18 protein-coding genes and 2 pseudogenes are annotated in these 22,697 nt (G+C 74.0%); 11 read left to right on the top strand and 9 right to left on the bottom strand.

The annotated features are described in order from the left end of the window. The first annotated feature begins 40 nt into the window (after positions 1-40). Positions 41-259, top strand: a complete 219-nt coding sequence (locus ACZ4V6_RS22395; protein WP_467830113.1) for a hypothetical protein — start codon at positions 41-43, stop codon at positions 257-259. 58 nt (positions 260-317) lie between these two features. Here the strand turns inward: ACZ4V6_RS22395 and ACZ4V6_RS22390 are convergent, their stop codons facing one another. Then, positions 318-998 (bottom strand): 4'-phosphopantetheinyl transferase family protein, encoded by a 681-nt coding sequence (locus tag ACZ4V6_RS22390; protein WP_467830110.1) that lies wholly within the window; start codon positions 996-998, stop codon positions 318-320. Positions 999-1,226: 228 nt separating this feature from the next. Then, positions 1,227-2,564 carry a 6-phospho-beta-glucosidase gene (locus ACZ4V6_RS22385; protein WP_467830108.1) on the bottom strand — a complete coding sequence of 446 codons (1,338 nt, stop codon included), beginning with the start codon at positions 2,562-2,564 and terminating at the stop codon, positions 1,227-1,229. A 423-nt stretch (positions 2,565-2,987) separates the two neighbouring features. On the opposite strand from ACZ4V6_RS22385, the gene ACZ4V6_RS22380 reads away from it, so the two are divergent. After that, entirely contained in the window at positions 2,988-3,953 is a 966-nt protein-coding gene (locus ACZ4V6_RS22380) for a L,D-transpeptidase (protein WP_467830105.1), read from the top strand. Positions 3,954-4,168: 215 nt separating this feature from the next. Then, a complete protein-coding gene (locus ACZ4V6_RS22375; RefSeq protein WP_467830102.1) occupies positions 4,169-5,566 on the top strand; it encodes a glycoside hydrolase family 16 protein in 1,398 nt (465 codons plus the stop codon). Positions 5,567-5,618: 52 nt separating this feature from the next. Here the strand turns inward: ACZ4V6_RS22375 and ACZ4V6_RS22370 are convergent, their stop codons facing one another. Beyond that, positions 5,619-6,530 (bottom strand): helix-turn-helix transcriptional regulator, encoded by a 912-nt coding sequence (locus ACZ4V6_RS22370; RefSeq protein ID WP_467830099.1) that lies wholly within the window; start codon positions 6,528-6,530, stop codon positions 5,619-5,621. A 157-nt stretch (positions 6,531-6,687) separates the two neighbouring features. Here ACZ4V6_RS22370 and tkt point away from each other — a divergent pair, with 157 nt between their 5' ends. From tkt to gnd, 6 genes are all read left to right on the top strand, one after another. Further along, positions 6,688-8,763: a transketolase gene (gene tkt, locus ACZ4V6_RS22365; RefSeq protein WP_467830097.1), complete on the top strand. Its 2,076-nt coding sequence runs from the start codon at positions 6,688-6,690 to the stop codon at positions 8,761-8,763. A gap of 65 nt (positions 8,764-8,828) precedes the next feature. Then, entirely contained in the window at positions 8,829-9,974 is a 1,146-nt protein-coding gene (tal, locus tag ACZ4V6_RS22360; RefSeq protein WP_467830094.1) for a transaldolase, read from the top strand. Beyond that, on the top strand, positions 9,971-11,749 hold the full coding sequence (zwf, locus tag ACZ4V6_RS22355; protein ID WP_467830092.1) for a glucose-6-phosphate dehydrogenase: 1,779 nt from the start codon (positions 9,971-9,973) through the stop codon (positions 11,747-11,749). The genes tal and zwf overlap by 4 nt, the downstream gene beginning before the upstream one ends. After that, entirely contained in the window at positions 11,746-12,681 is a 936-nt protein-coding gene (gene opcA / locus ACZ4V6_RS22350) for a glucose-6-phosphate dehydrogenase assembly protein OpcA (protein ID WP_467830089.1), read from the top strand. The genes zwf and opcA overlap by 4 nt, the downstream gene beginning before the upstream one ends. After that, positions 12,674-14,326, top strand: coding sequence for a glucose-6-phosphate isomerase (pgi, locus tag ACZ4V6_RS22345; RefSeq protein ID WP_467830086.1), 1,653 nt, complete (start codon positions 12,674-12,676; stop codon positions 14,324-14,326). The genes opcA and pgi overlap by 8 nt, the downstream gene beginning before the upstream one ends. A 1-nt stretch (position 14,327) precedes the next feature. Continuing rightward, entirely contained in the window at positions 14,328-15,209 is an 882-nt protein-coding gene (gnd, locus tag ACZ4V6_RS22340) for a phosphogluconate dehydrogenase (NAD(+)-dependent, decarboxylating) (protein WP_467830084.1), read from the top strand. Between the two features lie 267 nt (positions 15,210-15,476). Here gnd and ribA read toward each other — a convergent pair whose 3' ends face one another. Then, positions 15,477-16,139 carry a GTP cyclohydrolase II gene (gene ribA / locus ACZ4V6_RS22335; RefSeq protein ID WP_467830081.1) on the bottom strand — a complete coding sequence of 221 codons (663 nt, stop codon included), beginning with the start codon at positions 16,137-16,139 and terminating at the stop codon, positions 15,477-15,479. A 54-nt stretch (positions 16,140-16,193) separates the two neighbouring features. Between ribA and ACZ4V6_RS22330 the strand changes: the two genes are divergently transcribed. Next, the gene (locus ACZ4V6_RS22330; protein WP_467830079.1) at positions 16,194-16,958 is read left to right on the top strand and encodes a creatininase family protein; all 765 of its coding nucleotides are present in this window, start codon (positions 16,194-16,196) and stop codon (positions 16,956-16,958) included. A 160-nt stretch (positions 16,959-17,118) separates the two neighbouring features. On the opposite strand, the pseudogene ACZ4V6_RS22325 reads toward ACZ4V6_RS22330, so the two are convergent. The 5 genes and pseudogenes from ACZ4V6_RS22325 to ACZ4V6_RS22305 all read right to left on the bottom strand — a co-directional run. Beyond that, positions 17,119-17,877: pseudogene (locus tag ACZ4V6_RS22325) on the bottom strand (lysylphosphatidylglycerol synthase transmembrane domain-containing protein); the annotation flags it as partial. A 113-nt stretch (positions 17,878-17,990) separates the two neighbouring features. Beyond that, entirely contained in the window at positions 17,991-19,118 is a 1,128-nt protein-coding gene (locus tag ACZ4V6_RS22320) for a hypothetical protein (RefSeq protein WP_467830076.1), read from the bottom strand. Continuing rightward, complete coding sequence (locus ACZ4V6_RS22315) at positions 19,115-20,308, bottom strand: glycosyltransferase family 4 protein (protein ID WP_467830074.1); 1,194 nt, start codon at positions 20,306-20,308, stop codon at positions 19,115-19,117. The genes ACZ4V6_RS22320 and ACZ4V6_RS22315 overlap by 4 nt, the downstream gene beginning before the upstream one ends. After that, on the bottom strand, positions 20,305-20,703 hold the full coding sequence (locus ACZ4V6_RS22310; protein ID WP_467830071.1) for a 6-pyruvoyl trahydropterin synthase family protein: 399 nt from the start codon (positions 20,701-20,703) through the stop codon (positions 20,305-20,307). Before ACZ4V6_RS22310 ends, ACZ4V6_RS22315 begins: the two co-directional genes overlap by 4 nt. Before the next feature lie 146 nt (positions 20,704-20,849). After that, the gene (locus tag ACZ4V6_RS22305; protein WP_467830068.1) at positions 20,850-21,830 is read right to left on the bottom strand and encodes a zinc-dependent alcohol dehydrogenase; all 981 of its coding nucleotides are present in this window, start codon (positions 21,828-21,830) and stop codon (positions 20,850-20,852) included. A gap of 107 nt (positions 21,831-21,937) precedes the next feature. Between ACZ4V6_RS22305 and ACZ4V6_RS22300 the strand changes: the two are divergent. Then, positions 21,938-22,666: pseudogene (locus ACZ4V6_RS22300) on the top strand (CDP-alcohol phosphatidyltransferase family protein); the annotation flags it as partial. Positions 22,667-22,697 lie beyond the last annotated feature (31 nt).

The raw sequence follows: 22,697 nt of genomic DNA, 5'->3' as shown, positions 1-22,697 counted from the left end.
GGCGCGTGACCGCCGACGCCGTCGTGGGGAGAGCCGACCGATGACCACCGCCGTGCCGACCGACCGCGAGCGCACCGCCGTCCAGGCCTACCTGCGCCTGCTGCACACCGTCCAGGCCGGTTTCGACGCGGCGGCCGGCCCGCCCGTCGTCCCGCCCTCCGTGCTCGCCGAGGCCGACCGGGCGCTCGGGGCCGCGGATCTGGCCGGGAACGAGGAGGCCTTCTTCCGGCTGCTGGGGAGCTGGTGTCCGCGCCCCTGACGGTCGCCCGCCGGGGCTCGGCCGGGCGCCGGGGACCGGCTTCCGCCCCGGGCGCGCGTCAGGCGTGCGGGACCGTGATCGCCGTGGCGACCAGGCCCCGGCGCGCGGTCCAGTGGCCCCCGAAGTGGGTCAGCCGGCGCCCGCCCACCGTCGGCCCCGGCACCAGGAGCGTGGCGCGCAGTGTGCCGCGGCGGCCGTCGTCGGGGTCCACGGAGATCTCGATGTCGGCCTCCGCGAAGTCCAGCCACTGCCCGGTGAGGGGGAACCACGCCTTGTACACGGACTCCTTGGCGCTGAACAGCAGCCGCTCCCAGTGCACGCCGGGGCGTTCCGCATCGAGGCGGCGCAGCCGCTCCGCCTCGACGGGGAGGGAGACGGCGGGCAGGACGCCCGCGGGCAGCGGCCCGTCGGGTTCGGCGTCGATGCCGAGGGAGGCCAGATCGGTGGCGCGGGCCAGGGCCGCGGCGCAGTAGCCGTCGCAGTGGGTCATGCTGCCCACCAGGCCGTCCGGCCAGCGCGGTGCGCCGCGCTGGCCGGGCAGGACGGGCCGCGGGGGCACGCCGAGCTTCCGCATGGCCCGGCGGGCGCAGGACCGGACGACGGTGAACTCGCGGCGCCGTTTGTCGACGGCGCGCTCGACGAGGGCCTCCTCCTCGGGGTGGAGGGGCGAGTGCCCGGCGTCGTCCAGGTCGTGGGTCTCCACGGCGACGACCGTGTCGGGCAGCAGGTCCTCGATCACCGGGCCGGTTCCTTCCTGGAGGGCGTGGGCGGGACGGGGTGAGGTCGTCCCGGCGTCCCCTCCCGCCTCGTCGTGCCCGTGAACCGCGAGGGGCGGCGAGCGCGCACTCCCGCGTACGCGTCCGACTCGACCAGCACCTTACGCGGAGAACCCCTCCGCCGTGGCCGGCCGCGGCAAATCCCGGCGCCCGGCCCGTCGTGGTCCGCGCCCCGGACGCGGGGGCGCGGGCTACCTGAGGTAGGCGAGAGCGGGGTGCACGGCCGTGTAGCCGTCGACGAGGCGACGGGCGACGTTCACCGAGTCGACGAGCGGGTGCAGGGCGAAGGCCTTGACGGCCGTGGCGCGCGAGCCGGTCTCGGCCGCCGCCAGCACCTCCCGCTCGACGGCCTTGACCGCGCAGACCAGACCGGTGGCGTGCCCCGGCAACGGATCCACGGCCACGGGGTGCGCGCCGCTCGCGTCGACCACGCACGGGACCTCGATCACGGCCTCGGGGTCGAGGACCGACAGGGTGCCGCGGTTGCGGACGTTGAGGATCAGGACCGTGCGTTCGTTGCGGGCGACGGCCCGCATCAGTGCCAGGGCCACCTTCTCGTAGCCGCCGGACAGGTCGTCGGCCTCGCGCTCCCCGGCGCCGGCCGCTTCCCGGTTCTCGGCCATGTAGGTGGCCTCGCGTTCGGCGCGGGTGCGCTCCCAGGCGGCGAGGGCCGGGGTGCCGGGGCGGCGCATCTCCTCGTAGAAGCGGGCCTGCTGGTCGCGCAGGAACGCGCCGCGGGTCCGTTCCGCCTCCTGGTAGGCGCGCACGGCCTCCCGGTTGAAGTAGTAGTAGTGCAGGTACTCGTTGGGGACGGCGCCCAGCGAGCGGAGCCACTCGGTGCCGAAGAGCCGGCCCTCCTCGAAGGAGCCGAGCAGCGCGGGGTCGGCGAGCAGGCGCGGGAGCTGGTCGCGGCCGGCGACGCGCAGGCCGCGGACCCAGCCGAGGTGGTTGAGGCCGACGTAGTCGATCCACGCCTCCTCCGGGTCGGCGCCCAGGACGCGCGCGATGCGGCGGCCGAGGCCGACGGGGGAGTCGCAGATGCCGATGACGCGGTCGCCGAGGTGCCGGGACATGGCCTCGGTGACCAGACCGGCCGGGTTGGTGAAGTTGATGACCCAGGCGTCCGGTGCGAGCCGGGCCACGCGGCGGGCGATGTCGACGGCGACCGGGACGGTGCGCAGCCCGTACGCGATGCCGCCCGCGCCGACCGTCTCCTGGCCGAGGACGCCTTCGGCCAGGGCGACCCGTTCGTCGTCCGCGCGGCCCCGGAGGCCGCCGACGCGGATCGCGGAGAACACGAAGTCGGCGCCGCGCAGCGCCTCGTCGAGGTCGGTCGTGGCGGTCACCCCGGGGGCGTCCGGCACCCCGGCGGCCTGCTCGGCCAGCACCCGGGTCACCGCGGAGAGCCGGTCGGCGTCCGGGTCGTGCAGCACGACCTGGGTCACGCGTCCTTCGGCGCGGTCCGCGAGGAGCGCCCCGTACACGAGCGGCACCCGGAACCCGCCGCCGCCCAGAATCGTCAGCCTCACGTCCGTGCCCTCCTCGTACGCCCTTCGGCCTGCCGCCGATCATGGCACGCCCCCGTCACCCACCGGCCCCGTCGGCACAGCCGCGGGCGGTCGTGCCCCCGTGCCCGAACGCCCCCGGCAGGTGCCCCGGAGGCGGCGCGGGGGTCTCGCGGGCCCTGGGACGGCGGCCGGACGACGGCGGGCGGCCGGACCCCGGCTCCCCCTCGGGGCGGTGGGGGCCCGGACCGCGGAGGGCGCCCTTCCCGGGGCGGAAGAGCGCCCCGCGACCGCCCGTCACCGAGAGCCACCGGCCGCGCACCCGTCCCTTTCTGCCACATTTCTCACAGGCGCCTCAGCCCGCCGACAGGCACACACAGGGACGGCCCAGATATACGGTGCATACTGCACTCATTCCGCCGACCCCCCGCAGAAAGGCCGCATGCCGTGAGCACCCCCCACATACCCGACCGGGACGACCGGCAGACCGGGTGGTCCCGACGCAGGGTGCTCGCCGCGCTCGGCGCCGCGCCGGTCGCGGCGGCGCTGACCGGCCTGGGCGGCGGCCCGGCGCGGGCGGCCGCGGGAACCCCCGCCGCCACCACCGGGAAGACGCTGAAGGCCTCCGTCACCCCCGAGGCCGGCGGCACGTACGGCGTGGGCATGCCGGTGTCGATCACCTTCTCGCACGCCGTGACGGACAAGGCCGCGGTCGAGCGGGCGATCAGGGTCACCGCCGACCCGGGCGTCGAGGTGGCCGGTCACTGGTTCGGCGACACCCGGCTCGACTTCCGCCCCGAGAAGTACTGGGCGCCCGGCACGACGGTCACCGTCCGCCTGCGCCTGGCGGGCGTGCGGGCCGCCGCCGGAGTCCACGGCACCCAGTCGCAGGACATCGTCTTCACGGTCGGCCGCGCGCGGGTCAGCACCGTCGACCTGGCCAAGAAGCGGATGACCGTCGAGCAGGACGGCAGGACGGTCGCCACCTACCCGGTCACGGGCGGGGACGCGGACCACACCACCTGGTCCGGGATCATGGTGATCAGCGAGCGGCTGGAGGAGACCCGGATGGAGTCCTCGACGGTCGGACTCGGCCACGAGTACGACATCCCGGACGTGCCGCACGCCCAGCGCCTGACCACGTCGGGCACCTTCATCCACGGCAACTACTGGACGTCCGCCTCGGTCTTCGGGCACAGCAATAGCACGCACGGCTGCATCGGCCTGCACGACGCCAAGGGCGGGGACGACGAGGCCACGGCGGGCCACGCCTTCTACACGGGCTCCCGGCTCGGCGACGTGGTGGTCGTGAAGAACTCCGGCGAGCGGACCGTCGACCCGGCCAACGGCCTGAACGGCTGGAACCTGTCGTGGAAGAAGTGGAAGGCCGGCAGCGCGCTCGCGGGCGCCTGACCCCTGCCACCGGGCCCCGCGGGCGCACGACGGCCTTCCGTCGGCCCTTCGCAGGATGAACTCCTCTGCGGTAGAAGGACTTTCTCGGGTTCATCTCTTGACGACCGGAGGACCGGAGAGCACATTGGGCGCACTCTGAGAGCGCTCTCACGCCCCCGTGCGCGTCTCGGGGGCGTTCGTGCTCACCGCTCCCGCACACCGAGAGGCACCCCCACATGAGAGAACCTTCCGGCACCTTCGACAGACGGCGGCCGCTGCGCCGTGCCCTGGTGGCCGTCGTCGGCACGCTCGCCCTCGCGGCCGCCGCCACGGCCGTCACCGGCCCGTCGGCGAACGCCTCCGCTCCCCCGCCCCCGTCCGGCTGGACGCAGGTCTTCGCCGACGACTTCGACGGCGCCGCCGGCTCCGGCGTGAACACCTCGAACTGGCAGTACGCGACCGGGACCTCGTACCCCGGCGGCCCCGCCGGCTGGGGCACCGGCGAGATCGAGACGATGACGGCCGGCCCGGACAACGTCTCCCTGGACGGCAACGGCAACCTGCGCATCACCCCGCGGCGCGACGGCGCCGGCAACTGGACGTCGGGCCGCGTCGAGACGAGGCGCACCGACTTCCAGCCCCCGGCCGGCGGCAGACTGCGCGTGGAGGCCCGCATCCAGGTCCCGAACGTGACGGGAGCCGCGGCGAAGGGATACTGGCCGGCGTTCTGGATGCTGGGCGCCCCCTACCGCGGCAACTACTGGAACTGGCCCGGTGTCGGTGAGATCGACATCATGGAGAACACGCAGGGCCTCAACACCGTGTGGGCCACGATGCACTGCGGCACCTCCCCCGGCGGCCCGTGCAACGAGACCAGCGGCATCGGCGGCAACACGCCCTGCCCCGGGGCCACGTGCCAGGCCGGCTTCCACACCTACCGGGTGGAGTGGGACCGTTCGGCGAGCGTCGAGGAGATCCGCTTCTCCGTCGACGGGAACACCTACCACACCGTCCGCGCCGACCAGGTCGACGCGACGACGTGGGCGAACGCCACGAACCACGGCTACTACCTCATCCTCAACGTGGCGATGGGCGGCGGCTTCCCGAACGCCTTCGGCGGCGGCCCGGACGCCGGCACGCAGCCCGGCCACCCCATGCTCGTGGACTACGTCCAGGTGCTGTCGTCCGGCGGGGGCGGCACCACGCCTCCCCCGACCGGGAGCCGGGACGCGTACGGCACCATCCAGGCCGAGTCGTACGACGCCCAGTCCGGCACGATGACGGAGAGCACCTCGGACACCGGCGGCGGGCAGAACCTGGGCGCGCTCGCCAACGGCGACTGGGTCCGGTACAAGGGCGTGAACTTCGGTTCGACCCCGGCGACGCAGTTCCGCGCACGGGTGGCGAGCGGCGCGGCGTCCGGCGTCAGCGGCCTGGTGGAGGTGCGCCTGGACAGCCGGAGCAGTGCGCCGGTCGGCAGCTTCGCGGTGGGCAGCACCGGCGGCTGGCAGTCCTGGCGGACGGTCCCGGCGAACATCGCCGCCGTCACCGGCACCCATGACGTCTACCTGACCTTCACCAGCGGCCAGCCGGCGGACTTCGTGAACGTCAACTGGTTCGGTTTCGGGCACTGACCCGCCCGACGGAGGGGCTCCGCGCGTGCGCGCGGGGCCCCTTTGCCGTGCCTCAGCGCAACTCCGCCCGGAACGCCGCCGGCGTCTGGTCCGTGTGCTGCTGGAAGAACTTGGAGAAGTTCGCCGCGTCCGGGAAGCCGACCGCCGCCCCGACCCGGCCGATCGGCAGGTCGGTGTGCGCGAGGAGCCGCTTGGCCTCCAGCACCACCCGCTTGTCGATGAAGCCCTTGGGCGTCTCGCCGGTCGCGGCGCGCACCGCGCGGACGAGGGTGCGGCGGGAGTAACCGAGCGCGTCGGCGTAGGCGCTGACGCTGTGATTGGTGGCGAAGTCCCGTTCGACCGCGTCCCGGAAGAGCGTGAAGGTGGTGTCCCCGGGCGTGTCAGCCTGCGCCCTCCGCGCCTCGTGCGCCGAGCCGGCCGCGAGGTGCGCCAGGCGCAGCAGGAACGCGGTGAGCGTGTGGCGCAGCACCGCGGTGTGCAGGCTGAGCGGGAGCGTCGTGGCGTCCTCGTACTCGCGTCGCAGCTGGTCGAGCGAGGCGGTCAGCGCGGCGAGCCGGGCCCCGTCGGGGTGGAGCAGGGGCGGCAGGTCGTAGCGGTAGAGGCCGGTGGCCTCCACGGTCGCGCGGGGCAGGAAGCCGGGCTGCATGGTCAGCACGGTTCCGCGGTACTCGCTGTCCGGCGAGAAGCGGTGGACCTGGCCGGGACGGATCCACAGCAGATCGCCGGCCGTCGCCTCGTACTCGGCGAAGTCGATCATGTGACGGACCGGTCCGCCGGTGAAGAGCATGACGACGTGGAAGTCGATGCGGTGCACGCGGTGCAGCGGGGCGTGCACGTGCCAGGTGCGGCCGGTGCCCATGGGGCCGACCTGCATGCCGACGCCGAGGAGGCTGAGATCGACCGGGAAGGGGAACGTTCTGATCCCGTCGCCGCCGTCGCCGTGTTGGGTGTGTTCGTCCGCCATGTCCTTCTCGCGCCGTGCCGCCCGTGCGCCGTGCCGCCGGGGCGTGTCCCAGTTTCACCACAGGCTGACACACCACGACCTTCACTCCCAAAAGTCAGACTTTTAAGTTCGAACACGTCAGACCCGCTATTCCGCTCCGATCGAGGATTTCTTGAAGATGAGCACGCAGACCACGGACAGCTTCGAATGGACCGAACTCGACCGGCGTGCCGTCGACACCGCCCGCGTTCTGGCGGCCGACGCGGTGCAGAAGGTGGGCAACGGCCATCCGGGCACGGCGATGGCCCTCGCCCCTGCCGCGTACACGATCTTTCAGAAGGTGATGCGGCACGATCCGGCCGACCCGGAGTGGACCGGCCGTGACCGCTTCGTCCTGTCCCCCGGACACACCTCGCTGACCCTCTACACCCAGCTCTACCTGGCCGGGTACGAGCTGGAGCTGGACGACCTCAAGGCGTTCCGCACGCACGGCTCGAAGACCCCGGGCCACCCAGAGTACGGCCACACCGCGGGCGTGGAGACGACGACCGGCCCGCTGGGCCAGGGCGTCGCCAACGCGGTGGGCATGGCGATGGCCGCCCGCTACGAGCGCGGCCTGTTCGACCCCGAGGCCCCCGCGGGCGAGTCCCCCTTCGACCACACGATCTGGGCGATCGTCTCCGACGGCGACCTCCAGGAGGGCGTCTCCGCCGAGGCGTCGTCCCTCGCCGGGCACCAGAGGCTCGGCAACCTGGTCTTCCTGTACGACGACAACCACATCTCCATCGAGGGCGACACCGCGACCGCGTTCTCCGAGGACGTGCTGAAGCGCTACGAGGCCTACGGCTGGCACGTGCAGCGCATCGAGCCCGCCGGGAACGGCGACGTGGACGTGCACGCCCTGTACGCGGCGCTGACGGCGGCGAAGGCCGAGACCGGGCGCCCCTCCATCATCGCCATGCGCACGATCATCGCCTGGCCCGCGCCGAACGCGCAGAACACCGAGGCGTCCCACGGCTCCGCCCTCGGCGAGGACGAGGTCGCCGCCACCAAGCGCGTCCTCGGCTTCGACCCGGAGAAGTCCTTCGAGGTCGCCGACGACGTCCTCGCCCACACCCGCGCGGCCCTGGACCGGGGCGCCGAGGCGCACGCCGCCTGGGACAAGCGGCTCGACAAGTGGCGCGGCGCCCAGCCGGACCGCGCCCGGCTGTTCGACCGTGTCGTCGCGGGCCGCCTGCCCGAGGGCTGGCAGGACGCGCTGCCGGTGTTCGAGCCCGGCAAGGCGGTCGCCACCCGCGCCGCCTCCGGCAAGGTCCTCCAGGCCCTCGGCCCGGTCCTGCCCGAGCTGTGGGGCGGCTCCGCCGACCTGGCCGGCTCCAACAACACGACCATCGACAAGACCAGCTCCTTCCTCCCCGAGGGCAACCCGCTCCCGGAGGCCGACCCCTACGGGCGCACCGTGCACTTCGGCATCCGCGAGTTCTCGATGGCCGCGGAGATGAACGGCATCGCCCTGCACGGCAACACCCGCGTCTACGGCGGCACCTTCCTGGTGTTCTCCGACTACATGCGCAACGCGGTGCGGATGTCGGCGCTGATGCAGCTTCCGGTGACGTACGTGTGGACGCACGACTCCATCGGCCTGGGCGAGGACGGCCCCACCCACCAGCCCGTGGAGCACCTGGCCGCACTGCGCGCCATCCCCGGCCTCAACGTCGTCCGCCCGGCCGACGCCAACGAGACCGCGACCGCCTGGGCGGAGATCCTCAGGCGGCACTCCACCGCCCCGGCGCCGCACGGCCTCGCGCTGAGCCGCCAGGGCCTGCCGACGTACGAGCCGAACCCGGACGCGGCACGCGGCGGCTACGTCCTGGAGGAGGCCTCCACCGGCGCCCCGGACGTCGTCCTGATCGCCACCGGCTCCGAGGTGCGGCTCGCCGTGGCCGCGCGGGAGGCGCTGGAGGCGGAGGGCACGCCCACGCGGGTGGTGTCGATGCCGTCCGTGGAGTGGTTCGAGGAGCAGCCGCGCGAGTACCGCGACAGCGTGCTGCCGCCGTCCGTGAGGGCCCGGGTGGCCGTCGAGGCCGGGATCGGCCTGACCTGGTACCGCTTCGTCGGCGACGCGGGCCGGATCGTCTCCCTGGAGCACTTCGGCGCCTCCGCCGACGCGGGGACCCTGTTCACCGAGTACGGCTTCACCGCCGAGCACGTGGCCGCCGCCGCCAGGGAGTCCCTGGCCGCCGCCCGCGGCTGAGCCGTCCGGATCCGGCCGCGGCGGCAGCCGCGGCAGAAACGCTGGAAGAACCGCAGAAAGAGAAGATGATCACTGTGACCGAAGCAACCGCGACCGCGGGAGCACTGCGACGCCTGTCCGAGGCGGGCGTCTCCATCTGGCTGGACGACCTGTCGCGGCGGCGGATCGAGTCCGGCAACCTCGCCGAGCTGATCAGCGCGAAGAACGTCGTCGGCGTCACCACCAACCCCTCGATCTTCCAGGCCGCCATCGGCTCCGGCGAGGGCTACGAGGAGCAGCTCGCCGACCTGGCGACCCGGGGCGTCGCCGTCGACGAGGCGGTCCGCATGATGACCACGGCCGACGTCCGCGCCGCGGCCGACGTGCTGCGCCCGGTGTACGACGCCACCGGCGGCCGGGACGGCCGGGTCTCCATCGAGGTCGACCCGCGTCTGGCCCACGACACGACGGCGACGGTCGCCGAGGCCCGGCAGCTGGCCTGGCTGGTCGACCGCCCCAACGTGATGATCAAGATCCCGGCGACGAAGGCCGGTCTCCCGGCGATCACCGAGGTCGTCGGCGCCGGCATCAGCGTCAACGTCACGCTGATCTTCTCGCTGGAGCGCTACCGCGAGGTCATGGACGCCTACCTCGCCGGACTGGAGAAGGCGCGGGCGGCCGGGACCGACCTGTCGGGCATCCACTCCGTGGCCTCCTTCTTCGTCTCCCGCGTCGACAGCGAGATCGACAAGCGGCTGACGCTGCTGGGCACGGACGAGGCCCTCGCCCTGAAGGGCAGGGCGGCGCTGGCCAACGCGCGACTGGCCTACGAGGCGTACGAGGAGGTCTTCGCGGGCGACCGGTTCACCGCCCTCGCCGGCGCCGGGGCCAACGTCCAGCGTCCCCTGTGGGCGTCCACCGGTGTGAAGGACCCCGCATATCGGGACACCCTGTACGTGGAGGAGCTGGTCGCTCCCGGCACCGTGAACACGATGCCGGAGGCCACCCTGGACGCCGCCGCCGATCACGGTGACGTCCGGGGCGACACGGTCACCGGCGGTTACGCCCAGGCCCGGGCGGACCTCGCGGCCGTGGAGCGGCTCGGCATCTCGTACGACGAGGTGGTGGAGCAGCTGGAGCAGGAGGGCGTCGCCAAGTTCGAGGCGGCCTGGCAGGACCTGCTCGACGCTGTGACGAAGTCCCTCAACAGCAAGGGAGTTGACGGGGAATGAGCGAGGAGCTTCCCGCTACGACGGTCCACGGGACCAAGGCGACGAAGGAAGCCGGGGAGGCGACGGCGTCCCGGGAGGCCGCCGGACCGCCGACGGCCGAGGAGACCGACGCGTCGCCGGCCGCCGGGGCTCCCAAGGCCGCCCGGGCGAGCAGGTCCGCACGGTCCGCCAAGAAGTCCGGCGCGGCCGCTGCCGCCGGGAAGGCGGAGAGCGGAACGACGGGCGAAGACACCGTCGAGCCCGTGCCGCCGCTCGACTGGAGCAATCCCCTGCGCGATCCGCAGGACCGCCGCCTCCCGCGCATCGCGGGCCCCTCCGGTCTGGTCATCTTCGGCGTCACCGGCGACCTGTCCCGCAAGAAGCTGATGCCGGCCGTGTACGACCTCGCCAACCGGGGTCTGCTGCCGCCGGGCTTCTCACTGGTCGGTTTCGCCCGCCGGGAGTGGGAGGACCAGGACTTCGCCCAGGTCGTGCACGACGCCGTCAAGGAGCACGCGCGCACGCCGTTCCGCGAGGAGGTCTGGCAGCAGCTCGCCGAGGGCATGCGCTTCATCCCCGGCGACTTCGACGACGACGAGGCGTTCGAACAGCTGCGCAAGGCCGTCGAGGAGCTGGACGCCTCCCGCGGCACCAGCGGCAACTACGCCTTCTACCTGTCCGTGCCGCCCAAGTTCTTCCCGAAGGTCGTCCGGCAGCTCAAGAAGCACGGGCTGGCGGACGCCCCGGAGGGCTCCTGGCGCCGCGCGGTCATCGAGAAGCCGTTCGGGCACGACCTGGACAGCGCCTGCGAGCTGAACGCGCTCGTGCACGACGTCTTCGACCCGGAGCAGGTCTTCCGCATCGACCACTACCTGGGCAAGGAGACCGTCCAGAACATCCTGGCGCTGCGCTTCGCCAACCAGATGTACGAGCCGATCTGGAACCGGTCCTACGTGGACCACGTGCAGATCACCATGGCCGAGGACATCGGCATCGGCGGCCGGGCCGGCTACTACGACGGCATCGGCGCCGCCCGTGACGTCATCCAGAACCACCTGCTCCAGCTGCTCGCCCTGACCGCGATGGAGGAGCCCGCCTCCTTCGACGCCCCGTCGCTGCTGACCGAGAAGCTGAAGGTGCTGAAGGCGGTGCGGCTGCCCGACGACCTCGGCGAGCACACCGTGCGCGGCCAGTACGCGGCCGGCTGGCAGGGCGGCGCGAAGGTGCCCGGCTACCTGGAGGAGGAGGGCATCGACCCGGCCTCCACCACCGACACCTACGCCGCGATCAAGCTGGGCATCGACAACCGCCGCTGGGCGGGCGTCCCCTTCTACCTGCGCACCGGCAAGCGGCTCGGCCGCCGGGTCACCGAGATCGCGGTGGTCTTCCAGCGGGCGCCGCACTCCCCCTTCGACTCCACCGCGACGGAGGAGCTGGGCGAGAACGCGATCGTCATCCGCGTCCAGCCCGACGAGGGCATGACGGTCCGGTTCGGCTCGAAGGTGCCGGGCACGTCGATGGAGATCCGGGACGTGTCCATGGACTTCGCCTACGGCGAGTCCTTCACGGAGTCCAGCCCGGAGGCGTACGAACGGCTGATCCTGGACGTCCTTCTGGGCGACGCCAACCTGTTCCCCCGTCACCAGGAAGTGGAAGAGTCCTGGCGGATCCTCGACCCGATCGAGGAGTACTGGGCCACGCACGGCAGGCCCGCGCAGTACGCCTCGGGCGGCTGGGGACCCGAGGAAGCCGACGAGATGCTCGCACGAGACGGACGGAGCTGGCGCAGGCCATGAGGATCGACCTGACCGACACCACGGCAAGCAAGGTCAACAAGGCGCTGGTGCAGGGCCGCCGCGCCATCGGGACCCCGGCCGTGGGCATGGTCCTGACGATGGTGATCGTCACGGACGAGGAGAACGCCTACGACTCGATGAAGGCCGCCGAGGAGGCCTCGCACGAGCACCCCTCGCGCACCCTGGTCGTCATCAAGCGGCACGCCCGCAACCTGCGCGACCGCACCCGCTCGCACCTCGACGCCGAGGTCCGGGTCGGCTCGGAGGCCGGCACCGGCGAGACGGTCGTGCTGCGCATGTACGGCGAGGTGTCCGAGCACGCCGACTCGGTCGTGCTGCCGCTGCTGCTGCCGGACGCCCCGGTCGTCGTGTGGTGGCCGGTGGAGGCGCCCGACAACCCGGCGAAGGACCCGCTGGGCGCGCTGGCCCAGCGCCGGATCACCGACCTGTACGCCGTCGAGCGGCCGATGGAGGTCCTGGAGAAGCGGGTCCGCTCCTACGCGCCCGGCGACACCGACCTCGCCTGGACCCGGCTGACGCTGTGGCGCTCCATGCTGGCCGCCGCCCTGGACCAGGCCCGGGTCCCGGTGACCTCCGCGACCGTCGAGGCCGAGGCCGACAACCCGGCCGCCGAGCTGCTGGCCCGCTGGCTCCGGGCGCGCCTCGGCGTGGACGTCGAGCGCGTGGTCACCGACGGCCCGGTGATCACGGCGGTCCGCCTGGGCACCGCGAACGGCGAGATCGTCATCGACCGGCCCGAGGGCCCGCTCGCCACCCTCACCCTGCCGGACCAGCCCCCGCGTTCCCTCGCGCTGAAGGTCCGCCCCACTTCCGAACTCATCGCCGAGGAGCTCAGGCGCCTCGACGCGGACGAGATGTACGCCATCGCCCTGCGCGGCGAGGCCGGCAAGGAGACCCCCGTCCATGTCTGACACCCCCAAGCTCACCGACCGGCCCGAGTGGACGGCGCTGAAGGACCACCGTTCGGGCGCCCTCGCGCGTGCGGACCTGCGCGAGCTGTTCGCCCGGGACCCGGGCCGGGCCGAGCGGTACGTCGTGCGCGTCGGTGACCTGCGCATCGACTACTCCAAGCACCTGGTCACCGACGAGACGCTGGGTCTGCTGCGGGAGCTGGCGGCCGCGACCGACGTGTTCGGGCTGCGTGACGCCATGTTCCGCGGCGAGCGCATCAACATCACCGAGGACCGCGCCGTGCTGCACACCGCGCTGCGCGCCCCGCGGGAGGCGGCGATCGAGGTCGACGGCGAGAACGTCGTCCCCAAGGTCCACGCCGTGCTGGACAAGATGGCCGGCTTCGCGGACCGGGTCCGCTCCGGCGAGTGGACCGGTCACACCGGCAGGCGCATCCGCAACGTCGTCAACATCGGCATCGGCGGCTCCGACCTCGGCCCGGCGATGGCCTACGAGGCGCTGCGCGCCTTCACCGACCGCTCGCTCACCGTCCGGTTCGTCTCCAACGTCGACGGCTCCGACCTGCACGAGGCGGTCCGGGACCTGGACCCGGCCGAGACCCTGTTCATCGTGGCGTCCAAGACGTTCACCACCATCGAGACCATCACCAACGCCACCTCGGCGCGCTCCTGGCTGCTGGCGGGGCTGGGCGGCGACGAGAAGGCGGTCGCGCAGCACTTCGTCGCGCTGTCGACCAACGCCGAGAAGGTCGCCGGCTTCGGCATCGACACGGCCAACATGTTCGAGTTCTGGGACTGGGTCGGCGGACGCTACTCCTACGACTCCGCCATCGGCCTGTCCCTGATGATCGCCATCGGCCCGGACCGCTTCCGGGAGATGCTCGACGGCTTCCGCATCGTCGACGAGCACTTCCGCAACGCCGAGGCCGAGCACAACGCCCCGCTGATCCTGGGCCTGCTGGGCATCTGGTACGGCAACTTCCACGGCGCCCAGTCGCACGCGGTCCTGCCCTACAGCCACTACCTGTCGAAGTTCACCGCCTACCTCCAGCAGCTCGACATGGAGTCCAACGGCAAGTCGACGGACCGCGAGGGCCGCCCGGTGGACTGGCAGACCGGACCGGTGGTGTGGGGCACGCCCGGCACCAACGGACAGCACGCCTACTACCAGCTCATCCACCAGGGCACCGAGCTGATCCCGGCGGACTTCATCGGCTTCGCCCGGCCCGTGGCCGAACTGAGCGACGAACTCAAGGCCCAGCACGACCTGCTGATGGCCAACTTCTTCGCCCAGACCCAGGCCCTCGCCTTCGGCAAGAGCGCCGAAGAGGTCCGGGCGGAGGGCGTCCCCGAGGAGCAGGTGCCGCACCGCACCTTCCACGGCAACCACCCCACCACGACCGTCCTGGCCCCCGAGCTGACCCCCTCCGTCCTCGGCCAGCTGATCGCGCTGTACGAGCACAAGGTGTTCGTGCAGGGCGCGGTGTGGAACATCGACTCCTTCGACCAGTGGGGCGTCGAACTCGGCAAGGTCCTCGCCAAGCGCGTCGAACCGGCCCTGACCGAGGGCGCCGACGTGCCCGGTCTCGACCCCTCCACGGCCGCGCTGGTGGCCGCCTACCGTGAACTGAAGGAAGGGCACTGACATGCAGATCGGTCTCGTTGGTCTCGGCAAGATGGGCGGCAACATGCGCGAGCGTCTGCGCAACGCCGGCCACACCGTCGTCGGGTACGACACCAATCCGGAGAAGGCCGACGTCGTCAGCCTGGTCGAGCTCGTCGAGCGGCTGGAGCGGCCGCGCGCGGTCTGGGTGATGGTCCCGGCCGGGGCCGCCACGCAGCACGTCATCGACCAGCTCGCCACGCTGCTCAAGCCCGGCGACACCGTCATCGACGGCGGCAACTCCCGCTGGACCGACGACGAGAAGCACGCCGAGGAACTCGGCAAGCGCGGCATCCACTTCGTCGACGCGGGCGTCTCGGGCGGCGTGTGGGGCCTGAAGAACGGCTACGCCCTGATGGTCGGCGGCGACAAGGAGTGCGTCGACGACCTCAAGCCGATCTTCGACGCGCTCAAGCCGGAGGGCCCGTACGGCTTCGTCCACGCGGGCAAGGTCGGTGCCGGGCACTTCTCCAAGATGGTCCACAACGGCATCGAGTACGCCATGATGCAGGCCTACGCCGAGGGCTGGGAGCTGCTGGAGAAGGTCGACTCCGTGGACAACGTCCGCGAGGTCTTCCGCTCCTGGCAGGAGGGCACGGTCATCCGCTCCTGGCTGCTGGACCTGGCCGTCAACGCCCTCGACGAGGACCAGCACCTGGAGAAGCTGCGCGGCTACGCCGAGGACTCCGGTGAGGGACGCTGGACGGTGGAGGCCGCGATCGACAACGCGGTGCCGCTGCCGGCGATCACCGCGTCGCTGTTCGCGCGGTTCGCGTCCCGGCAGGACGACTCGCCGCAGATGAAGATGATCGCCGCGCTGCGCAACCAGTTCGGCGGGCACGCCGTGGAGTCGGCGAAGAAGTGACGCCCCGCCCGCACGCCCCCGTCCGGCCCGTCGGCCGGGCGGGGGCGTCGGTCTGAGGGGCCGCCGCCGCGCCCGCGTACGCGCACGGCCCGGCGACCGACGCCCGGCGACCGACGCCCTGGACGCGGGGCCGATGGCCGGCGCCGTCTTTCGGACGAAGGCGCCCGAACCGCTGGACGCCGGGAACTCCCGGCCACGAGGACCGGGACCGCGTCCGCCGGGCGACCGCGACGACGGCCTTCCGGGCCGGCCCGGCCGTCACCGGGCTCACGACGACACGTGCGCCACCGCGTCCAGGTGGGGCAGGTGGTGGTCCAGGCGCTCCCGTTTGGTGCGCAGGTAGGTGATGCTGCTCTCGCACGGCGGTATCAGCAGCGGCACCTGTTCGGAGACCTGGACGCCGTGCCGCACCAACGCCTCGCGTTTGCGGGGGTTGTTGGACATCAGGCGCACCGACCGCACCCCCAGGTCGTCGAGGATGCGGGCGGCGACGCCGTAGTCCCGGGCGTCCACCGGCAGGCCGAGCGCGAGATTGGCCTCCACCGTGTCCAGTCCCTCCGCCTGCAGCGCCATGGCGCGCAGCTTGGCCAGCAGACCGATGCCGCGCCCCTCGTGCCCGCGCAGGTAGACGACGACGCCGCTGCCCTCGGCGGCCACCGCACGCAGCGCGCAGGCCAGTTGGTCGCCGCACTCGCAGTGCCGGGAGCCGAACGCGTCCCCGGTGAGGCACTCCGAGTGCAGCCGGGTCAGGACGCGGTCGGCGCCCGGGGCGCCGTACACCAGGGCCACCTGCTCGTCACCGCGCTCGTGGTCGAAGTAGCCGACCGCCTGGAATTTCCCGTACAGGGTCGGCAGCGGAACACTCACCACGCGTTCCACATCCGTGCGTCGGGGTGAATTCTCGCCGAGTACGCCAATGTTTTCTGTCATGATTCTCGAGTTCCTCAGCCGGGGTTCTGAGCGGAGACGAAAGGCCGTACGGGAATGGACGTTTCACTGGTGCCGGAGGACACGACGGAGGATGTGCGCAGGCGGGGCGCCGGGCTCGCGCGGCAGGTCGCCGTGCTGCCCGTCGGGAGCTTCGAGCAGCACGGTCCGTACCTGCCGCTGGCGACCGACACCCTCGTCGCCTGCGCCATCGCCCGAAAGGTCGCCGACGCGTACCCGGTCCACCTCCTCCCGCCGGTGACGATCGGCTGCTCGCACGAGCACGCGGACTGGCCGGGGACGGTCAGCATCTCCTCGGTAACCCTTCACGCGGTGGTACGGGACATCGCGGCCTCGCTGCGCCGCTCGGGCGTCGACGCCCTGGTGCTGGTCAACGGGCACGGCGGGAACCACGTCCTGGGCAACGTCGTGCAGGAGTCCTCCGCGCGCGGCGAGCGGATGGCGCTGTTCCCGGCCCCGGAGGACTGGGAGGCGGCGCGGGAGCGGGCGGGCGTGGCCACGTCGCCGCTCACCGACATGCACGCCGGGGAAATCGAGACCTCCATTCTTCTGCACACGCATCCCGAATGTGTCCGGCCCGGTTACGAGACCGCTGATTTCGTCGCCGACGACCGGCGTCATCTGTTCTCCCTCGGCATGTCCGCCTACACCGATTCCGGTGTCATCGGGCGCCCTTCACTGGCGTCGGCGGAAAAGGGAAGGGAACTGCTGGCCGGCCTCGTGGAATCCTTCGGCGAGTACGTGGCGCTGCTGACGTCGGTGACGGCGACGGTGCCCCCGCAGGGCGGCGAGCGCGGGTAGTGCCCGCCGGGTGCGCGGTGCGACTCGGGGCCCGGTACGACGGCCCCGGTCCCGTTCCCGAGGGGGCGCGCCGGCGGACGACGAGGACGACGGCGCCGGGCAGGCTCGCCACGAGACCGAGCACCCCGTAGACGACGGCCACGCCCAGTCCGCTGCCCGCGCCCAGGCCGGCCGCGCCGAACGCCCAGACCGTGACGCCCTCCCGGGGACCCCAGCCGCCGACGTTCAGCGGCAGGCCCATGGCGAGCAGCGCCAGGACGGCCAGCGGTGTCAGCACCGCGACGGAGGCGGTGCTCCCGGCGGCCCGGGCGGCGAGCACGAACATGGTCAGGTGTCCGGCGAGGACCACGACGGACGACAGCACGACCCCCGGCCCGTCGCGCCGGGACAGCAGCGCCCGGCGCGCCTCGCCGAACGCCGCCCGCAGGGCCCGGCCCCGGCGCCGGCGCGAGGGCGTCCGGTTCGTCCGCAGGGCGAGGCCGACGGCGAGCGCGCCCAGCGCGGCCAGGCCCACGAGCGGGGCGGTCTGCCGGGCCCCGGCCCGCACCGGGGACGGCAGCGTGAGGAGCACGACCGCGCCGACGCCGAGCAGCGCGAGCTGTCCGGCGGCGCGTTCCAGGACGACGGCCCGCACGCCCCGGCCGAGGTCACCGGCGCCGCGCCCGTGCCGTACCGCGCGGTGCACGTCGCCGAGGACGCCGCCCGGCAGGGCCGCGTTGAGGAACAGGGCGCGGTAGTAGTCGCCGACGGCCGGGACGAGCGGCAGCCGGATGCGCAGCGCCCGGGCCACCAGGACCCAGCGCCAGGCGCTGGACACCGTGGTCACCAGCCCGATGCCGAGCGCCGCCAGCAGCGTCGGCCCGTCGATCCGGCGCAGCCCGTCCAGGAACGCGCCGGTGCCCAGCCGCCACAGCAGCACGGCGAGGATACCGGCCCCGGCGAGACCGCCCAGGTGTGCGCGCAGGGCGCGGGGGACGGCCCTCGGGCGCGGTCCCGGCCGCGCGGCGGCCGGCGCCCGCACCACCGGTGCGCTCACGAGGCCCCGCCCGTCGGCCGGCACAGCACCAGCAGGTCGCTGTGGTGCACGACGACCCGCAGCTCTCCGGCCGCGCAGGCGGCGAGGCGCTCCGCGAGGTACCGCTCGGCGGACTCCCGCAGCGCGGGGCGCTGTTCGACCGCCGCGCCGACCCAGCCGCGCAGCCACCGGGCGGTGAGCTCGGTGTCGTCGGGTCCCAGCCGCCAGGGGCTGGGGCGCGTCCGTACGGTCGCGCCGTGCCCGGCGAAGGCGTCCGCGGCGGCGGCGACCGCGTCCGGGCCGAGGAGGCCGGAGCGCCGCTGGTGGTCGTCGAAGGCGTCGGCGACCTCGGCGTCCAGGGGGTGCGCGGGGGTGAGGTCGACGCGCCCGGCGACGGACAGGGTCAGCAGCGCCGCGCAGCCGGCCCCGGCGCAGGCGGCGGCGAGGGCGCGGACCTCCCGGGCGGTGAGGACGTCGAGCAGTGCGGACGCCGTCACCAGCGAGGCGCCGGCCAGCGCGTCCGGGGTGAGCCGGGCGATCTCGCCGCGCCGCGTCTCCACGGTGACCCGGCCGCCGTCGGCGGCGCGGCGCGGGGAGGCGGCCGCGGCGAAGTGCAGCAGGTAGGGGTCGCGGTCGTGCAGGACCCAGTGCTGGGCGCCGTCGAGCAGCGGGGCGAGCCAGCGGCCCATCGAGCCGGTGCCGCAGCCCAGGTCGTGCACGACCGTCCCGCCGGCCCGGCCCGGCGGGACGGCGAGACGGACACGCAGGGGGCCGAGCAGGTCGCGCGCCCGCGCGGCGGCGTCGGCGCCCTCGCGGAGCCGGAGCCATTCGGGGGCGTAGCGCGGGGGGTCTTCGGGGGCGCCGGGGGCGGGAAGGGCCTCGGAGGGGAGGGGGTCTTCCGCGGGGTGCACGTCGTCGGGGTGCCTGTGCCGGTGCCGGCGGCGGGGTCCGGGGGGCACTCCGGGCCCCTCGCGGTCCTCTCGCGGCCGCGGGGTGGGCCGGCCGTCGGGCCCGCCCGTGCTCCCGGCCGTGGGCCCCGCGCCCGGGACGGCTCCGGGGAGCCCCCGCGGCGCGGCATCGGGGGCTTCCTGCGGGCCGGGCCGGGCCGGGACCCCGCCCCCGGCGGGGGCCGTCCTCCTCCTCATGCCGCCCTCCCCGGTCGCGCCGGCAGCCGGCTCAGCACCCCGGCCAGGCTCCGTGCCGTGGCCGCCCAGCCGTTCAGCGCCGCGCGCCGGCCGCGCGCCGCCGCCTTCAGCCGGCGCCGTACGTCCGCCTCGCCGAACCAGCCCCGCAGTTCGGCGGCGAGCGCGAGGGGGTCCTCCGGCGGGACGAGGATGCCGGGCACCCCGCCGTCGGGGGCGCGGCCGACGGCCTCCGGGAGGCCGCCGACGTCCGTGGCGAGCACGGGGACGCCGCGCGCGAGGGCCTCCGTCACCGCCATGCCGTACGTCTCGGCGTACGAGGTGAGGACCATCAGGTCGGCGGCCGCGTAGCCGGCGTCCAGGCCGGCGCCGGACCGGGGTCCCGCCAGCTCGATCCGGTCCTGGAGGCCGTACCGCCCGATCAGGGCCCGCAGCCGGCCGACGTACGCGGGGTCCTGGCCGAGTCCGCCGACGCACACGCACGACCAGGGCAGGTCGGCCACCGCGGCCAGGGCCTCCACCAGCCGGTGCTGCCCCTTGCGGGGCGTGACGGCGGCGACGCACAACAGCCGGGAGACCCCGTCGGTGCCGGGGGCGAGCGGCGCGATGTCGGTGCCGGGGGCGGCGACGTGGACGCGGGCCGGGTCGAGGCCGTGGTGGGAGACGAGGCGGCGCACCGCCCAGTCGCTGGTGGCGACGACGGCCGGGACGGCCCGGAGCACCGCGCGCTCGCGGGCGTCCAGCGCGGCGGCCACGGCGGGGTCGAGGCCGGTCTCGTCGCCGAGCGGCAGGTGGACGAGGACGGCCATGCGCAGCCGCCCGGCCTCCGGGACGACGACCTCCGGCACGCCGCAGGCGACCAGCCCGTCCAGCAGGACCACGGCTCCGTCGGGCAACCGGCGCAGGAGGCGGGCGAGTTCCGTCCGCGCGGCCTCGCCGGGCCGGGGCCAGTCGCCGTCCACGGGGAGCTTTCGCACCCGCCAGCCGAAGCCGGGCAGGTCCAGCGCCACCCGCCGGTCGTAGGCGTTGCCGCCGCTCGGCGCGGCCGGGTCGTCGACGCCGCCCGGCAGGACGAAGTGCACGGAGCGCAGGGACATGGGGACGGTCCCGCCGTTCCTCGGGGACGGCCTCTGCGCCGGCGCGTGGGCGAGCCGGGCGCGTCCGGCCGTCGTCCCGGCGGTCGTGCCGGTCACAGCGCACGCTCGTAGCTCGCCCAGGCGACGTGCGACTCGTGGAGGGTGACGGTCAGACCGGCCAGGCCCTTGGCTCCCTCGCCGAGGGCGCCCTCGTGGACGCGCTCGGCGAGCCGGTCGGCGACGACCTTGGCGAGGAACTCCGTGGAGGTGTTGATCCCGGCGAAGTCGGGTTCGTCGTCGAGGTTGCGGTAGGTCAGTCCGCCGACGACGGCGCCCAGTTCCCGCGCGGCCAGACCGATGTCGACGACGATGTCGTCCTCGTCCAGCTGCTCGCGCCGGAAGGTGGCGTCCACCAGGAACGTCGCTCCGTGCAGGCGCTGCGCGGGCCCGAAGACGTCGCCGCGGAAGCTGTGGGCGATCATGATGTGATCGCGGACGGTGATGCTGAACAACGGACGACCCTCCAGGTGTGGCGCGTCTGGTCCCCCGCCGTTCACCGCGCGGGGTGCCGTCCATTACGGCTCGGCGCCTTTCCTTGTTCAGCGGTCCGTGGCTCTTTCTTCGAGGTCAGGCCCCGCCGCCCCGCCCGGGGCGGCGGTCAGTCGTCGCCGTACCGGATGCGGTGGCACAGGGCGGGGACGTCCCCCGAGGCCAGCCTCGGCAGCACGTCCGGCAGGTCCGCGAAGGCCGACTCGCCGGTGACGAGGGCGTCCAGCGCGGGGTCGGCGAGCAGGTCGAGGGCGAGGGCGAGCCGGTCGGCGTGGGTGCGGGTGCCGGCGCGTGCCGGGGAGACGGTGCCGACCTGGCTGCCGCGCACGGTCAGGCGCCGGGAGTGGAAGGCCTCGCCGAGCGGCAGGGCGACGCGCCGTTCGCCGTACCAGCTCAGCTCGACCACCGTGCCCTCGGGCCGCAGCAGTTCCAGAGACCGGGCGAGGCCCTCCTCGGTGGCGCTGGCGTGCACGACGAGGTCCCGGTCGCCGAGCGCGTCGGCCGGGGACGCGAAGCCGACGCCGAGTGCCTCGGCGGTCCTCGCCCGCGTCGGGTCGACGTCGACCAACTGGACGCGGACGCCGGGGAACCGGGCCAGCAGCGCGGCCACCGCACAGCCGACCATGCCGCCGCCGACCACGGCGACGCGGTCGCCGGCCAGGGGCGCGGCGTCCCACAGGGCGTTGACGGCGGTCTCCACGGTGCCGGCGAGCACGGCCCGCCCGGCGGGGACGTCCGGCGGCACCGGGACGACGGCGGCGGCCGGGACGACGTAGCGGGTCTGGTGGGGGTGGAGGCAGAACACGGTACGGCCGACGAGCGCCTTCGGGCCCTCCTCCACCACGCCGACGTTGAGGTAGCCGTACTTCACCGGCCCGGGGAAGTCGCCCTCCTGGAAGGGGGCGCGCATGGCCGCGTACTGGTTCTCGGGCACCCGGCCGTGGAGGACGAGGGTCTCCGTGCCCCGGCTGACACCGCTGAAGAGGGTGCGCACGAGCACCTCGTCCGCGCCGGGCCCGGGCAGCTCCACGTCGCGGATCACGCCCCGGCCGGGCGGGTCGAGCCAGAACGCACGTGCGGTGCGTGTCATCGGATGTCCTCCTGAACGATCGGAGAGCCGCCCGCGTACCGAGGGGTGCACGAGCCGCACAAGGTAGCGGCGTCGATCGACTCTGTCACTCGGCCGGAGGGTGTTCGGTGGCCCTGGACGACACGTACGTCGCGAGGCCCCCGCGGCGGGAGACCGCGGTGGGGGCGGGCGCGCAGGTCCTGCTGCTGGTGCTGCTCGGCACGGCGCTCGGCATGGGCCCGGCGGGCTGGCTGACCGGCCTCGCGTTCGCGTTCGGGACCTGGGCGGTGCTCACCCGGGCCCTGCACCGCTCCCGGCCGCCGTCCTTCGGCCCGGCCAACCGGGTCACCCTCGGCCGGGCCGTCCTGGTCGGCGGGGTCACGGCCCTGGTCGCCGACTCCTTCCGGAGCGCGCCGCCCGTCTCCCTCCTCGTCGGCCTGACGGCCGTGGCCCTGGTCCTGGACGGCGTGGACGGCAGGGTCGCCCGCCGCACGGGCACGTCGACGGCCCTGGGCGCGCGCTTCGACATGGAGGTCGACGCGTTCCTCATCCTGGTGCTGAGCGTGTACGTCGCGACGGACCTGGGCCCGTGGGTGCTGCTGATCGGCGGCATGCGGTACGTCTTCGTCGCCGCGGCCCGCGTGTGGCCGTGGCTGACCGCCCCGCTGCCGCCGAGCACGGCCCGCAAGACGGTGGCGGCGCTGCAGGGGGTGCTGCTGCTGCTCGCGGGCGCGCGACTGCTGCCGGACGTGGCCGACGCTGGCGTGGCGGGGCTGGCGCTGGGACTGCTGGTGTGGTCGTTCGGGCGGGACGTGGCGTGGCTGTGGCGGACGTCGCGGCCCGGCACGGCGGCACGGGCGTCGGCGCCGGCGCCGGCGTCCGCCGGGG

The organism is Streptomyces sp. NPDC029152, assembly GCF_055564355.1.
Note: the sequence above shows the minus strand (reverse complement) of the source record. Positions and strands in the feature narration are given on the sequence as shown.

Bases quoted from the DNA above. Each gene is read 5' to 3' on its own strand.
- ACZ4V6_RS22395 (WP_467830113.1), top strand. From the start codon at position 41: ATGACCACCGCCGTGCCGACCGACCGCGAGCGCACCGCCGTCCAGGCC.
- ACZ4V6_RS22375 (WP_467830102.1), top strand. From the start codon at position 4,169: ATGAGAGAACCTTCCGGCACCTTCGACAGACGGCGGCCGCTGCGCCGT.
- ACZ4V6_RS22370 (WP_467830099.1), bottom strand. From the start codon at position 6,530: ATGGCGGACGAACACACCCAACACGGCGACGGCGGCGACGGGATCAGA.
- tkt (WP_467830097.1), top strand. From the start codon at position 6,688: ATGAGCACGCAGACCACGGACAGCTTCGAATGGACCGAACTCGACCGG.
- tal (WP_467830094.1), top strand. From the start codon at position 8,829: ATGATCACTGTGACCGAAGCAACCGCGACCGCGGGAGCACTGCGACGC.
- zwf (WP_467830092.1), top strand. From the start codon at position 9,971: ATGAGCGAGGAGCTTCCCGCTACGACGGTCCACGGGACCAAGGCGACG.
- opcA (WP_467830089.1), top strand. From the start codon at position 11,746: ATGAGGATCGACCTGACCGACACCACGGCAAGCAAGGTCAACAAGGCG.
- pgi (WP_467830086.1), top strand. From the start codon at position 12,674: ATGTCTGACACCCCCAAGCTCACCGACCGGCCCGAGTGGACGGCGCTG.
- gnd (WP_467830084.1), top strand. From the start codon at position 14,328: ATGCAGATCGGTCTCGTTGGTCTCGGCAAGATGGGCGGCAACATGCGC.
- ribA (WP_467830081.1), bottom strand. From the start codon at position 16,139: ATGACAGAAAACATTGGCGTACTCGGCGAGAATTCACCCCGACGCACG.
- ACZ4V6_RS22330 (WP_467830079.1), top strand. From the start codon at position 16,194: ATGGACGTTTCACTGGTGCCGGAGGACACGACGGAGGATGTGCGCAGG.
- ACZ4V6_RS22320 (WP_467830076.1), bottom strand. From the start codon at position 19,118: ATGAGGAGGAGGACGGCCCCCGCCGGGGGCGGGGTCCCGGCCCGGCCC.
- ACZ4V6_RS22305 (WP_467830068.1), bottom strand. From the start codon at position 21,830: ATGACACGCACCGCACGTGCGTTCTGGCTCGACCCGCCCGGCCGGGGC.